Below are 14,066 nucleotides of genomic sequence, written 5' to 3'. Positions count from 1 at the left end.
CCGCCGGCCCGCTGCACGTCCGCTGGAGCGGCCCGGACGTCGACCCGCCCACCGAGACCGAGCCCCCGCACGGCGACGGAGTGCCCGGTGCCGACGACCCCCGGGTGCTCGCCGCCCGGCTGGAACGCGCCTTCGCACTGAGCCGCCAGGGGCATCTGGCCGCCGCGCTCGTGGAGTTCGAGCAGGTCGCCGCCGCCCGGGAGAAGACGCTCGGCCACGCCCACCCCGACGCGCTGGACGCCCGCCAGGAGGCGGCCTACGTCCTCGGCCTGCTGGGCCGCCACCTCGACGCGCACCGGGTCGGCACCGCGGTCCTGGCGCTGCGCGAGGCGCAGGCCGGCGCCGACCACCCGGAGACCCTGCGCTGCCGCCACAACCTGGCCTACAACCTCAACCGTCTCGGACGGCTGGAGGAGTCGCACCGGCTCGCCCAGGAGGTCGCCGCCGCCCGCGCCCGGGTGCTCGGCACCCACCACCCCGACACCCTCGCCAGCCGCTTCGAGGTCGCCTACGCGCTCGGCCGGCTGGGCCGCTGGGAGGAGGCGCTGTCCGCCTACCGGGAGCTCGCGGAGGACCGGGAGAGGGTGCTCGGCGCCCACCACCCGGAGACCCTTGCGGCACGCTACGAGACGGGCCTCAACCTGGGCCGCCTCGGCCGCGCCGCGGAGGCGCTCGCGCTCTACCGCGAACTCGCCGCCGCCCGGGCCGCCGCCCAGGGCGGCAGCCACCCGGAGACCCTGCGCGCCCGGCACGGCATCGGGGTCAACCTGGGCCGGCTCGGACGCTGGAAGGAGGCGCTGGCGGAGGCCCGGGACACCGCCGCGCTGCGCGCCGGCGCCCTCGGCCCGGAACACCCCGACACTCTGATCAGCCGCCGGGAGATCGCCGTCGCGCTGGGCTGGTCGGACCGCTGGGAGGAGGCGCTGCCGGTGTACCGCCAGGTCGCCGCAGCCCGGGACCGCGTCCTCGGCCCCTCCCATCCGGACAGCCTGACCAGCGGCAACGACCTGGCGCACGCACTGGAGCGGCTGGGCCGCCGGGCCGAGGCCACCGCCGTCTACCAGCGCGTCGCCCACGCGCGCACCACCCACGTACGGCAGCTGTGATCCGGACACGACACGCCGCCGACCGGCCGTCCGCAACAGAGCGCGCGATACTGGGGCTTGCCGCAATGGTTGAGCAAGCAACCACATCAGGAGGTCGGGTATGACGCAGCCCCAGGGCGCCGAACTGTCGAGGATCCGCACCCGTCGGGAGGAGATCCGCCGGCGCTGGCTGCACGAAGGCGCCGAACGGCCCGCCACCACCGCTCGCGGCGTCCACCACGTCGCCTTCATCTGCCGGGACGTCGAGGAGACCGTGCGCTTCTACCACGACCTCCTCGGCTTCCCGCTCGTGGAGATGGTGGAGAACCGCGACTACCGCGGCTCCACGCACTTCTTCTTCGACATCGGCAACCGCAACCTGCTCGGCTTCTTCGACTTCCCCGGCCACGAGCACCCGCCCGCCCAGGAGACCGTCGGCGGCGTCCAGCACCTGGCCCTGTCCATGGACGCCGAGCGGCACGCCGCCGCCCGACAGGCGCTGGACGAGGCGGGCGTGTCCTACCAGGGCCCGGAACGGGGCATCGAGGAGAGCCTGTACCTGCGCGACCCCAACGGCGTGCCGCTGGAGCTGTACCGCGAGCGGCCCGGCGTCTTCGACGGGCGGCACCTGGTCCCCGGCGTCCCGGACGACCCCGCCGACGGGACGTGAGGGCGCGCGCTCACTGCACGCGGCGCGCGCCGGGACCGCGGCCCCGGAGAGCGGAGCACGCCCGAGAGCCCTACTCTGGTGATCATGGCAGGTGAACGTGATCTCAGGAAGCTCGTCGACGGGATGAGCCCCGAGCTGCAGCCCGGCCCGTACGTCTTCACCACGGTCCCCGGCGAGCCGCCCGGCGGCGTGCGCCCGGTGGTCACCGTCGCCGAACGCGAGGGCACCACCCTGGTGATCCCGCGCCAGGACGCCGACGCCGCCGGGCTGGCCTACCACTCCGTCTTCGGCTGGATCACGCTGCGCGTGCACTCCTCCCTGGAGGCGGTCGGTCTGACGGCGGTGGTCTCCCGGGCCCTCGCGGACGCCGGGCTCAGCTGCAACGTCGTCGCCGGCTACCACCACGACCACCTGTTCGTGCCCTACGAACAGGCGTCGGTCGCGGTGGCGATCCTGGAGGACCTGGCGCGTACCGGGAGCTGAGCCGCGCGTACCATGGCGGCATGTCCTTCCTCCGCCGACGCAGTGCCGCCACGCCCGCCGGGCCGGACTTCGACGTCCTCGCCATGGACCCGGGCGACTGGCCCGGCAACCTGGGAGCCGGGCTGCTCCCCGCGCCCGACGGCAGCTGCCAGGGCGTGTTCCTGCGCTACGACCTCTTCGGAGGCCGGGGGCCGGCCATGATCATCGGTAACCTGCCCGAGGGCAGCCCCGCCCGCGACGTCGCCGACGACGAGGTCCCCTTCGAGGTGTCGCAACTGCTGGCGGCGCTCGAGATCGACGAACCCGTGACCGTCACCGGACGCGAGGACAGCCCGGTGATGCACGACGGCAACCTGCTCATCGTGCGCCGGGTGACCTGCTCGGAGAGCCGCGTCTCCTGTGTGCAGTTCGACCGCAGCGACAACGTGCTGGTCACCATCGCCAGCTGGGACCGGCCCATCACCGACGACCTCTACCAGCTGCTCAAGCCGCTGCCCGCGGAGCTCTTCCGCCAGTGACACCCGGCCCGGGCCGCCGCCGGACGGACGGCGGACGGACGCCGGGCGAACGGGACCGCCAGACGCGACCAGGGCCCGTCGCCTCCGTGTGATCCGGAGGCGACGGGCCCAGGCGGTCGTCCGCCGACGACCTGACGGCGCGTGGGGCGGGGCCTCAGCGGGTGCTGACGGCCGCCCGCACCGCGCGTCGGGCCATGGCGCAGTCCTCGTGCAGCCGACGCAACCGCAGCCGCAGTTCCTCGCCGGCCGAGGGGTCCGGCGTGGTCGCCCGCATGGCGCGGCGCACGGCCGTCTCGCAGTGCCGCACGTCCCTGGTGAGCACCAGCATCAGGTTCACCAGGAAGGCGTCACGGACCGCCGCCCCGCCCCGCTGCGCGGTCTGGCTGATGCTGCGCCTGGCCTGCGGCGAGTCGCCCAGCGCCGCCCACAGTGTGGCCAGATCGTAGCCCGCCAGGTACCAGCCCGCGTGCTCCCAGTCGACGAGTACCGGGCCGTTGGGCGCGAGCAGCACGTTGTCCGGGCGCGCGTCGCCGTGACAGAACTCGCGGGCCGCCCTGCCGCCCGAACTCAGCACGGAGTACAGCAGCTTGTGCAGGTCGTCCAGGTCCCGGTCGGTGAGCAGACCGAGTTCGTGGAAGCGCAGCAACCGCTTGCCGTAGTCCAGCGGACGCTCGAACAGGCCCGTCGGCGGCTCCCAGGAGTTGAGCCGGCCCACCGCGCTCAGCATCGGCCGGAGCTGTGACTGCTGGTTCAGGTCACCGCCCTGGCGGAGCTGGTTGACCGGTCTGCCGAGCATGCGCTCGACGACGATCGTGCAGGTCTCCGGGTCCGCGGCGATCAGCTGTGGAACCCGCACCGGCGGACGGTGCCGGACGAACGCCCGGTAGGCGGTGACCTCCTGGCGGTAGCGCTCGGCCCAGGCGGGTGAGTGGTCCAGTAAACACTTCGCGACCGCGTGGCGGCGCCCGATGTTCCCGGCGAGCAGTACGGTCCGGCCGCTGCGCCGGAGCACCTGGGTGGGGTGGAAGTCGGGACAGACCCGGTGGACGGAATTGAGCACGGACCGCAGCTGCACGCCCTGCGGGCCGGACAGGTCGAGCCTGCCGCTGACGGCGGGAGCGCCGCCCGCCGACGGGCCCGGCCTGCGCGGCCGGGTGACCACGGCGCTGCCCGACGGGCGGGGGGACGACCAGGTCCGGGGCGTGGCGGTCACGGGGGATGTTGCGTGATACATGGTCGAACCGGATCCCTTCGCGCGCCGACAAGTTCGCCGCACACCCCGACCGCAAGCGGCCGGACCACACCCTGGGGAGTGTCGACGGCCGCCGGAGACGACGGGCCGGGGTGGCGCGTTTCTACATCACACCCTGGCGCGGGTGGCAGGCCACATGGCGAACCCTGGCGAACCCTGGCGAATACTCGCCGCCCCCCTGTGCGGCCGTTACTGTCAACTCAGCCGAGAACCTGGGGGCTTGACGTGAACAAAGGACCCAACTCCCGCCTGGCGGACCTGTTCGGCCTCACCGGCTGGTCAAAGGGCGAACTCGCCCGGCTGGTCAACCGCCACGCGGCGGCCATGGGCCACCAGCAGCTGTCGACGGACACCTCCCGCGTACGGCGCTGGATCGAGCGGGGCGAGACCCCGCGCGACCCGGTGCCCAGGGTGTTGGCCTCCCTGTTCACCGAGCGTCTCGGCCGTGTCGTGACCATCGAGGATCTCGGGATGGGCAGGAACGCACCGGGAAGACTGCCGGCCGGCAGCAGGCAACCCGTACACGGGTTGCCGTGGGCACCTGACCAGATCGCCGCGGTCCTCGCCGAATTCACGGGAATGGACCTCATGCTCAACCGCCGCGGCCTGGTGGGCGCGGGCGCCGCGCTCACCGCCGGCTCCGCACTCAACAGCTCCCTGTACGACTGGATCCAGACCGACCCCGACCACGCGCACGCCCCCGGCCCGGCCGCGCACCACCTGGACGCCGTCTCCGACCGCTACGAGGCCACCCCGGTGGGCTCGCTGGAGGTCGAGGCACTGGAACGCTCCGTGGAGGTCTTCCGCGCCTGGGACGCCGCCAGGGGCGGCGGCCTCCAGCGCAAGGCGGTCGTCGGCCAACTCAACGAGGTGGGCGGCCTGCTCGCCTACCAGGACCATCCCGCGCACCTGCGGCGCCGGCTGTGGGGGGTGGCCGCGAACCTCGCGGTGCTCGCCGGCTGGATGTCCCACGACGTCGGTCTGGAACCCACGGCCCAGAAGTACTTCGTGATCGCCGCGCACGCAGCCCGTGAGGGCGGCGACCGGCCGCGCGCCGGTGAGGCGCTCTCCCGGGCGGCTCGTCAGATGGTCCACCTGGGCCGCCCCGACGACGCGTTGGACCTGATGAAGCTGGCCAAGGCGGGCTCGGGCGAGGAGACCCTGCCGCGCACCCGGGCGATGCTGCACACCATCGAGGCCTGGGCGCAGGCGTCCATGGGGCGCGGTCAGGCGATGCGCCGCACCCTCGGCCAGGCCGAGGAGCTGTTCGTCTCCGACAAGGGCGACGTGCCGCCGCCGAGCTGGATGCAGATGTTCGACGAGGCCGACCTGCACGGCATGCAGGCCCTGGCCTTCCGGACCCTGGCCGAGTTCGACCCGCCCGCCGCGAAGACGGCGGAGAAGCACGCGAAGCTCGCGCTTGAGCTGCGGAAGAACGGACACCAGCGGTCGCAGATCTTCGACTACATCTCGCTCGCGTCGGCCTGCTTCATCGCCGACGACCCCGAGCAGGCCGACCGCTACGCCCGGCTCGCGCTGGTGTCGATCGGCGAGACGTCCTCGCACCGCACCTGGGACCGGCTGCGTGAGATGTACCGGCTGACCGGCCAGTACGCCGGCTATCCCAAGATCGAGGATCTGCGGGAGGAGCTGCAGGAGACCCTGCCCAGGGCCCCGCACAGCCCCGCCGGCACGGGCACGGTCAAGTCACCGCGCACCCTGAAGATCTGAACAGGGCGCGGCGCGGCCCCGGACCCCCGGCCCGCACCGCGCCGTGTCACACGGAACCGCGCCGTGTGACACGGAACCGCACCGGGTCATTCGGAGACGCGTGCGATCAACGCGCAGGCGTCGTCCTCGCGTTCGGCCTCGCCGAACTCCTCCACCACCACGCGCACACACTCCCGGGCGGTCCTGGCCTCCGCGAACCGGGGGGCCAGCTCCAGCAGCCGGGCGGCGCTCGACCGGGCGCCGTCCTCCAGGCTGGCGCTGCGCGGCGCCAGCCCGTCGGTGTGCAGTACGAGCAGGTCGCCGGCCTCCAGCTGCTGGCTGCACTGCCCGTAGCGGGCACCGCTCATCGCGCCGAGCAGGACGCCTTCGGGCTGGGCGAGCGGGCGGCCCTGGCCGGCGCGGTACAGCAGCGGGGCCGGGTGACCGGCCTGCGACCAGGTGAGGTTGCGGGTGCGGGGGTCGTAGTGGCAGCACAGCGCGCTGCCGAGGGCGGGCTGCGCCGCGCTGTCGAGCAGCTGGTTCAGGTGGCCCATGAGCGTGCCCGGCTCCACCCCGGCGAGGGCCATGCCGCGGACCGCGCCGAGCAGCATCGCCATGCCGGAGGTCGCCTCGACACCGTGGCCGGTGAGGTCGCCCACGGTGAGCATGGTGGCGCCGCCGGGCAGCTCCATGGCGTCGTACCAGTCGCCGCCGATGAGGGCGCTGGTCGCCGAGGGCAGGTAGTGGGCGGCGATCTCCAGGGTGCCGGTCGTCTCCCGGCTGTGCCGGGGGTGCCGCAGGGTCTGCCGGCGGGGCGGGAGCACGGCCTCCTGGAGTTCGACGGCGACCCGGTGTTCGGTCTGCGCCCGGTGTCGCTCACGTGCGTAGCGTTCGCTTGTCTGTTCCAGCGCGCGTTCGCTGAGGCGGAGTTCGCTGACGTCCCGCAGGACGCCCCACATCGCGACGCAGCTGCCGTCGGAGTCCAGTACCGGCTCGGCGGCCAGGTGGACCGTGCGCACCTCGCCGTCGGGCCGGCGGACGCGGAACTCGCCGTCGACCGGCTTGCCGTCCACCAGGCAGTCGGTGAAGGCGGTCATCAGCCAGGGCTGGTCCTCGGGAAGCAGCAGGGCGGGGAGCTCGTCGAGGGTGAGCGGGCCGTCGGCGAGCTCGCGGCCGAGCACGGTGTACAGCTCGGGCGACCAGGTGACCTCGTCGGTGAGCAGGTTCCACTCGGCGCTGCCGGCCCGGCCCACGGCGGCGGCCGGCGAGGGCTGGACCGGGTGGTCGAGCGTCGCGGTGCCGGTCGACCGGGCAGGCGGCCCGTCGCGCAGTTGGCCGAGGTGGCGGCCCAGGTCCTCGAGGTGGTGGACGGCGAGTTCGCACAGCGCCCGCTGCCAGCGGCGCTCGCTGCTGAGCGCGTCGTCCGGCTCCGCGCCGCCGGTCGTGCGCCGCACCGCCTCCACCCGGCCGCGGAGTCGGCGGGCCTGGGAGATGAGGCTGTCGAGGGTGCCGTGCTCGGCTGGCGTCGCGGGACGGTCCGCGGAGGGATGGGAGGGCATCGCGTACTCCGAAGTGAGCCGTGTCCGGTCCGGCGCCGGTCGGGGCGGCCGGGTAACGACTCTTGCACAGTGCGCGACGGCCTGTAAGGGATTTGGCAATACCCGTTACGGTGGTGCTTCTGGCATATGCCGCTGGCTCTCGGGTGGCATACCCCTCCGCCGGGACCGCCCCGTGGCTCCCAGGGTGGTTACCGACCCGTCCGGGGCGGGTATGGTGCCGCAAGCCGCGCACGGGCAACCGACGACCCGCGCAGGTCACAAAGCGGAAATCCCGTTGCCAGTCCTGTCTCCCGCACCGGATGCTGACCACATGTTCGCCGAATACGTCGTTCCAGACATAGCGCCCAGCGGAACGCTGCTGGGCCTGCTACAGCGCGGCCGTGGAGACGGCACGCTGCATGCTCTGGCGGCGCCCCGCTCAGAGGCGCTCGCCGCGCTCCACCACTGTCTGCGACACGACCCGCGGCGCGACTGGCAGATCGAGCACCGCTCCCTCTACTACGCGCGACTGCACCGCGACCTCAGGGCCGGCCTGGCCGAGCTGGAGGCCCACCTCTTCAGCGACCAGGACCACCTCGACCACCGCGAGGAGCGCACCGGCCTGGCCCTGTCCGTACTCGGCCACCTCCTTTCCTACGGCGACGCCGGCGCGCTGCGCGTACTGCGCCGCTACACCGCCGAGGGGCACAACTGGCAGTGGGCCCTGGACGAGCTCGCCGTCCGCGACGACGACGCCGGGCTGCGCTCCCTCGGCCCCGCCGTGCTCGCCCGCTTCCCCGACGACTCACAGGGGGACACCGCGCTCGCCGAGGCCATGCGCGAGGCGTACGAGCCCCGGCCGTGGCGGCTGTGGGAGGAGGACCCGCACCGGCGCGGCCAACGGGAGCGCCTGGCCCGGGTCCGCGAGCAGCACTCCTTCGACCGGTGGTCCCGACAGCTGCGCTCCCAGGGCCCCCGCCCGGGCTGGAGCGTCGCGGAGGTGCTGGAGTGGGCCCAGCAGGCTCCCGAGGCCGCCGACGGCGACCCGGCCGCCGGGCAGTACGGCGCCCCCGACCAGCTCTGCCGACGGCGGGAGGCGGCCGCCGCCCGCTGCCTGGCCGCCGTCGCCGGACCCGAGGACCGCCCGCTGCTGCTGGCCGCGGCCGCCGACGGACCGCCGGCCGCCCGGGTCGCCGCCCTGCGCTACCTGGCGGAACGCGACGACCCGGCGGTCCTCGACCTGGTCGAGACGGCCAACGCCGCCGCCCCCCACCAGGTCGCCGAGGCCGCCCGTGCGGCGTTCGGCCGGATGCGCGGCGAGGCCGCGTTGGCCCGGGCCCGCTCCTGGGCCGACGGCGACGACGAACTCGCCGAAGCGGCCGCCGTCATGCTGGCCTGCCGCGGCGGTGAGCGGGACGCCCCGGCGGTGCTCGGCGCACTGCGCCGGACGGTCCGTCTCCAGGGCGCCGACGCGCCCGCCCTCCCCGCGCTGGTCGACGGCGTCGGCAGACTCGCCATCGGCTGCGCCGCGCCCGTACTGCGCCACCTCTACCGGGAGACGTCCTCCTCGCAGCTGCGCGGCCGGCTCGCCGGCGCGCTCGCCGCCACCGATCCGGCCTTCGCCGCCGGCTTCGCCGTCGAGTGCCTGTGGGACTGCGAGCAGTCCACCCGGGAGATCGCCGCCCGTTTCGCCGCCACGGGCGAGGACCGGGTCGTCGAACGGCTGCGCAACCTGGCGGCCGATCCCGCCGAGGAGGCGGGTGTGCAGAGCGCCGTACGCGGCCGACTGCGCCCGCGCACCGCGGGCTGACCCGCCCAGGGCCTGTCCGGCGGATCGGAGCGGCGTCGCGACGCCTGGCACCAGCGCTCTCCGTGTTGTCGTCATTCGCCGGCACCCCCAGATCGCAGGCACCAGACGCCGCTCCTTCACCCACTCCGACCCGCCGGACAGGCCCTGACCCACCGCGCCACGGGCCCGTGCCGACCGCCGGACACCTGCCCGGAGCGCGGGCGGGCCCTGGCACGATGACCGCATGAGCGGACGCTGGGAATTCTGGATCGACCGGGGCGGCACCTTCACCGACGTGGTGGGCCGCCGACCCGACGGCGGCCTTGTCACCGAGAAACTGCTCTCCCACGACCCCGAGCGCTACCGGGACGCCGCCGTCGCCGGCATCCGCCGGATGCTCGGACTCGCCCCCGGCGAACCGGTACCCGCCGAGCGCGTCGCGATGGTCAAGATGGGCACCACGGTGGCCACCAACGCCCTGCTCGAACGCCGGGGCGAGCCCACCGCACTGGTGATCACCGAGGGCTTCCGCGACGCGCTGCGCATCGCCTACCAGAACCGGCCGCGGCTGTTCGACCGGCACATCGTGCTGCCCGAGGCGTTGTACGACGAGGTCGTCGAGGTGCCCGAACGCGTCGCCGCCGACGGGAGCACCGTGCGCCCGCTGGACGCCCGGGAGACCGCCGCCCGGCTGCGCGCCGCGCACCGACGCGGTCTGCGCTCGGCCGCCGTGGTCTGCCTGCACGGCTACCGGCACCCCGACCACGAGCGGGAGATCGCCCGCCTGGCCGCCGAGGCCGGATTCCGCCAGGTCAGCTGCTCGCACGAGGTCAGCCCGTTGATCAAGCTCGTGCCGCGCGGCGACACCACCGTCGTCGACGCCTACCTCTCACCCGTGCTGCGCCGCTACGTCGAGGAGGTGGCGAGCGAACTGCGGGGCGTGCGACTGATGTTCATGCAGTCCGGCGGCGGGCTGCGGGAGGCCGGGCACTTCCGCGGCAAGGACGCCGTGCTGTCCGGACCGGCCGGGGGAGTGGTCGGCATGGCCCGCTCCTGCGCGGAGGTCGACCGGCACCGAGTGATCGGCTTCGACATGGGCGGGACCTCCACCGACGTCTCGCACTACGCGGGGAAGCTGGAACGCACCTTCGACACCCACGTCGCCGGGGTGCGGATGCGCGCGCCGATGATGGACATCCACACCGTCGCCGCCGGCGGCGGTTCGGTGCTGCACTTCGACGGCGCCCGCTTCCGGGTCGGCCCGGACTCCGCCGGCGCGGTGCCCGGACCGGCGAGCTACCGGCGCGGCGGGCCGCTCACCGTCACCGACGCCAACGTGCTGCTCGGCCGCGTGCAACCCGCCCACTTCCCGCACGTCTTCGGGGAGAGCGGCGACCTGCCGCTGGACGCCGGCGCGGTCCGCGAGCGGTTCGCCGAACTGTCCGTCCGCGCGGCCGAGGCGACCGGCGTGCGGCGCACTCCCGAGGAGGTCGCCGCGGGCTTCCTGGAGATCGCCGTGCTCAACATGGCCAACGCGGTGAAGAAGATCTCCGTCCAGCGCGGCCACGACGTCACCCGCTACGCGCTCGCCAGCTTCGGCGGCGCCGGCGGGCAGCACGCCTGCGCGGTCGCCGACGCGCTCGGCGTGGACAGCGTCGTGGTGCCGCCGCTCGCCGGTGTGCTTTCCGCGTACGGCATCGGCGTCGCGGATGCCACCGCGCTGCGCGAGCAGTCCGTCGAACGCGAACTGGACGCGGCCACCCTGGCCACCGTGCGCCGGCTGGCCGACGAGCTGGCGGGCCGCACCTCGCGCCAACTCGCCGAGGACGGCGTCGCCCCCGACACCGTCCGCACCACCGCCACCCTCCACCTGCGCTACGCCGGCACCGACGCCACCCTGCCGGTACCCCTCGGCGAACCGGACGCCATGACGGCGGAGTTCCAGCGCGCCCACCGGGCGCGCTACGGCTTCACCATGGACAAGCCGCTCGTCGCGGCGACCGTGGTGGTGGAGTCGGTCGGCTCCGCCGGCGGCCACGCACCGCGCACCGCCGCCGCGAGCGAGCCCGTGACCGACCGGCCCCCGCAGCGGGTGCGGATGTACACCGAGGGCCGCTGGCAGGACGTCGATCTGCGCCACCGCGACGATCTGCGCCCGACGGACACGGTCACCGGCCCCGCCGTCATCGCCGAGGCCGACGCCACCACCGTCGTCGACCCCGGCTGGCGCGCCCACGTCGACCCGCGCGGACACCTGCTGCTCGACCGGGTCACCCCGCGGCCCGCCACCAGCGCGGTGGGCACCGAGGTGGACCCGGTGAAACTGGAGGTCTTCAACAACCTGTTCATGGCGGTCGCCGAGCAGATGGGCGTGCGCCTGGAGAACACCGCCCACTCGGTCAACATCAAGGAGCGGCTCGACTTCTCCTGCGCCCTCTTCGACGCCGACGGCAACCTCATCGCCAACGCCCCGCACATCCCCGTCCACCTCGGCTCGATGGGCGAGTCGATCAAGGAGGTGCTGCGACGCAACGAGGGCGCGATGCGGCCGGGCGACGTGTACGCCATCAACGACCCGTACCACGGCGGCACCCACCTGCCCGATGTCACGGTGGTCACCCCGGTCTTCGACGAGAGCGGGACCGCGCTGCTGTTCCTGGTCGCCTCCCGCGGCCACCACGCCGAGATCGGCGGACTGACACCCGGCTCGATGCCGGCGTTCAGCCGCAGCGTGCACGACGAGGGAGTGCTCTTCGACAACTGGCTGCTCGTACGCGACGGCGTGCTGCGCGAGGAGGCCACCCGCGAACTGCTCGCCCAGGGGCCGTACCCCTCCCGCAACCCCGACGCCAACCTGGCCGACCTGCGCGCCCAGATCGCCGCCAACGAGAAGGGCATCGGCGAACTGCGGGCCATGATCGACCAGTTCGGCATCGACGTCGTCCAGGCCTACATGCGGCACGTACGGGCCAACGCCGAGGAGTCCGTCCGCCGCATCGTCACCGGACTACAGGACGGGACGTACCAGTACAAGACGGACAGCGGCGCGGTCATCCAGGTCACCGTCACCGTCGACCGCGCCGCCCGGGCCGCCGTCATCGACTTCACCGGCACCTCCGCGCAGCGAGAGGACAACTTCAACGCCCCCCACTCGGTGGTGATGGCCGCCGTCCTCTACGTCTTCCGCACCCTCGTCGCCGAGGACATCCCGCTCAACAGCGGCTGCCTGGTCCCGCTGACCGTCCGCGTCCCCGAGGGATCCATGCTCTCCCCGACGTACCCGGCGGCCACCGTCGCCGGGAACGTCGAGACCTCCCAGGCCGTCACCGGAGCGCTGTACGCGGCCCTGGGCGTCCAGGCCGAGGGCTCCGGCACGATGAACAACGTCACCTTCGGCGACGACCGCGTGCAGTACTACGAGACGATCGCCTCCGGCTCCGGCGCCGGCGACGGCTTCCCCGGCACCGACGCCGTCCAGACCCACATGACCAACTCCCGGCTCACCGACCCCGAAGTTCTCGAATGGCGCTACCCGGTACGCGTCGAGGAGTTCACCGTCCGCACCGGCAGCGGCGGCGACGGCACCTGGCCAGGCGGCGACGGCGTGGTGCGGCGGCTGCGCTTCCTGCGCCCCATGACGATCGCCCTGCTCACCGGCCACCGCCGGGTCCCGCCCTACGGCATGGCCGGCGGCCGACCCGGCGCGCCCGGCCGCAACGCCATCGAGCACGCGGACGGCCGGGTCACCGAACTCCCCGGAGTGGCCGCCGCCGAAGCCGCCACCGGCGACGTCCTGCGGATCGAGACACCGGGCGGCGGAGGCTACGGCCCCGCCCCGGCGACGCCGGGCAGTTCGGTCGATGTCACACCAAGCGCCTAACCTGTCGTGGTGACCACCGCAGTATCCGCCGCACAGCCCGGCGCGCCCCGCCCCGCGCCGGGCCCGGCCGCAGACGAGGGCCTGGCCCGCCGGCTGCGTGCCCTCGCCTGCACCGCCCCGCTGCACGACCTCGACGTCCGCAAGGCGAACCTGGCCGGCGAGTACAGCACCTACGCGATGGCCGAGGTGGCGCTCGCCGCCATCGACGTCGTCACCCTCCAGATGGACTTCGACACCGGCGCCGACCAGGAGGAGACGATCGCCCGGCTGCTGCCGCGCATCGCCGCCCAGGCCCCCGACCGCCCCGCCGCCGAGCACGAACGCGTCGCCCGCTGGGTCCTGGAGAACCTGATCAACGTCGGCAGCGTCGACCGCGGGTTCCGCGCCGTCTACGGCACCTTCGGACCGGACGGCGCCTACGTCCGCCGCGACTACGACTTCAAGCTCATCGAGGAGGTGCCGGGCCCCGGCGGCACGGTCTATCTGCGCACCACGGACGAGGCCGTGAACGTCCTGGTCGGCGCACTCGACACGGACGTCACCAGCGCCCAGATCGCCGCCGAGGTCAAACTGGAGGTCCTGGTCAACCGGGGCCGCCTCGCCGACGCCCAGCTCGCCGCCGAACAGGCCAGGTACCGCACCGTCCAGTACGCCGAGACGCTGCGCCGCGCCCTGGAGGCCACCCGTCGCAACGTCCGCTCGGTGGACTGGCTGAAAACCGTGCCCGACATGATCTCCGAGGCCCTGGACCACGTCGCCGACCGCTACCGGCACGAGAACGCCATCCTCACCAACATCCGCCGGGTCCGCGACGAGACCGGCGACGAACGCCACCCCGACCACAAACTGCGCGCCGCCGAGCTGGTCGACATCGTCAAGGACTGCATCCGGCGCCACACCCAGCTCCAGTCCCGGCTGCTGGACGCCGGCCCGATCTTCCGCGCCGAACAGGACCGCCAGGCGTTCGCCACGCCCGCCGCCCGCGTCGGCCTCGACCTCTACGGCCAACTCCTCCACCCGATCCTGCCCGAACCGCTCGAACGCGCCACCAGGGTCACCGACGCCTTCTTCGCCAGGGGCACCGGGCCGCGCACCCCCGCCTCCGTCCGGCTCGGCGACCTCGTCGACCTGCTCCTCACCC

General features: G+C 73.8%; 10 protein-coding genes. 8 read left to right on the top strand and 2 right to left on the bottom strand.

Going from position 1 to position 14,066, the window contains the following annotated elements:
* The 4 genes from FNX44_RS14615 to FNX44_RS14600 all read left to right on the top strand — a co-directional run.
* A partial coding sequence (locus FNX44_RS14615; protein ID WP_143648671.1) for a tetratricopeptide repeat protein occupies positions 1-1,106 on the top strand: 1,106 nt, incomplete at its 5' end.
* Positions 1,107-1,206: 100 nt separating this feature from the next.
* Positions 1,207-1,755, top strand: a complete 549-nt coding sequence (locus FNX44_RS14610) for a VOC family protein (RefSeq protein ID WP_143648670.1) — start codon at positions 1,207-1,209, stop codon at positions 1,753-1,755.
* 84 nt (positions 1,756-1,839) lie between these two features.
* A complete protein-coding gene (locus FNX44_RS14605; protein WP_143648669.1) occupies positions 1,840-2,238 on the top strand; it encodes an ACT domain-containing protein in 399 nt (132 codons plus the stop codon).
* Positions 2,239-2,258: 20 nt separating this feature from the next.
* The gene (locus FNX44_RS14600; protein ID WP_143648668.1) at positions 2,259-2,756 is read left to right on the top strand and encodes a hypothetical protein; all 498 of its coding nucleotides are present in this window, start codon (positions 2,259-2,261) and stop codon (positions 2,754-2,756) included.
* A gap of 154 nt (positions 2,757-2,910) precedes the next feature.
* Here FNX44_RS14600 and FNX44_RS14595 read toward each other — a convergent pair whose 3' ends face one another.
* The gene (locus tag FNX44_RS14595; RefSeq protein WP_143648667.1) at positions 2,911-3,990 is read right to left on the bottom strand and encodes an aminoglycoside phosphotransferase family protein; all 1,080 of its coding nucleotides are present in this window, start codon (positions 3,988-3,990) and stop codon (positions 2,911-2,913) included.
* A 243-nt stretch (positions 3,991-4,233) separates the two neighbouring features.
* Between FNX44_RS14595 and FNX44_RS14590 the strand changes: the two genes are divergently transcribed.
* Entirely contained in the window at positions 4,234-5,739 is a 1,506-nt protein-coding gene (locus tag FNX44_RS14590) for a DNA-binding protein NsdB (protein WP_143648666.1), read from the top strand.
* A gap of 86 nt (positions 5,740-5,825) precedes the next feature.
* Here FNX44_RS14590 and FNX44_RS14585 read toward each other — a convergent pair whose 3' ends face one another.
* The gene (locus FNX44_RS14585) at positions 5,826-7,277 is read right to left on the bottom strand and encodes a PP2C family protein-serine/threonine phosphatase (protein ID WP_143648665.1); all 1,452 of its coding nucleotides are present in this window, start codon (positions 7,275-7,277) and stop codon (positions 5,826-5,828) included.
* Between the two features lie 310 nt (positions 7,278-7,587).
* On the opposite strand from FNX44_RS14585, the gene FNX44_RS14580 reads away from it, so the two are divergent.
* The 3 genes from FNX44_RS14580 to FNX44_RS14570 all read left to right on the top strand — a co-directional run.
* On the top strand, positions 7,588-9,066 hold the full coding sequence (locus tag FNX44_RS14580; protein WP_143648664.1) for a HEAT repeat domain-containing protein: 1,479 nt from the start codon (positions 7,588-7,590) through the stop codon (positions 9,064-9,066).
* Positions 9,067-9,289: 223 nt separating this feature from the next.
* Complete coding sequence (locus tag FNX44_RS14575; RefSeq protein ID WP_143648663.1) at positions 9,290-12,925, top strand: hydantoinase B/oxoprolinase family protein; 3,636 nt, start codon at positions 9,290-9,292, stop codon at positions 12,923-12,925.
* Positions 12,926-12,934: 9 nt separating this feature from the next.
* On the top strand, positions 12,935-14,066 hold a 1,132-nt coding region (locus tag FNX44_RS14570), incomplete at its 3' end, for a hypothetical protein (RefSeq protein WP_323369349.1).

It is taken from the genome of Streptomyces alkaliterrae (assembly GCF_007097205.2).
Classification (GTDB): domain Bacteria; phylum Actinomycetota; class Actinomycetes; order Streptomycetales; family Streptomycetaceae; genus Streptomyces; species Streptomyces alkaliterrae.
The sequence above is the reverse complement of the archived record's forward strand: the minus strand, read 5'-3'. Positions and strand labels throughout refer to the sequence as shown.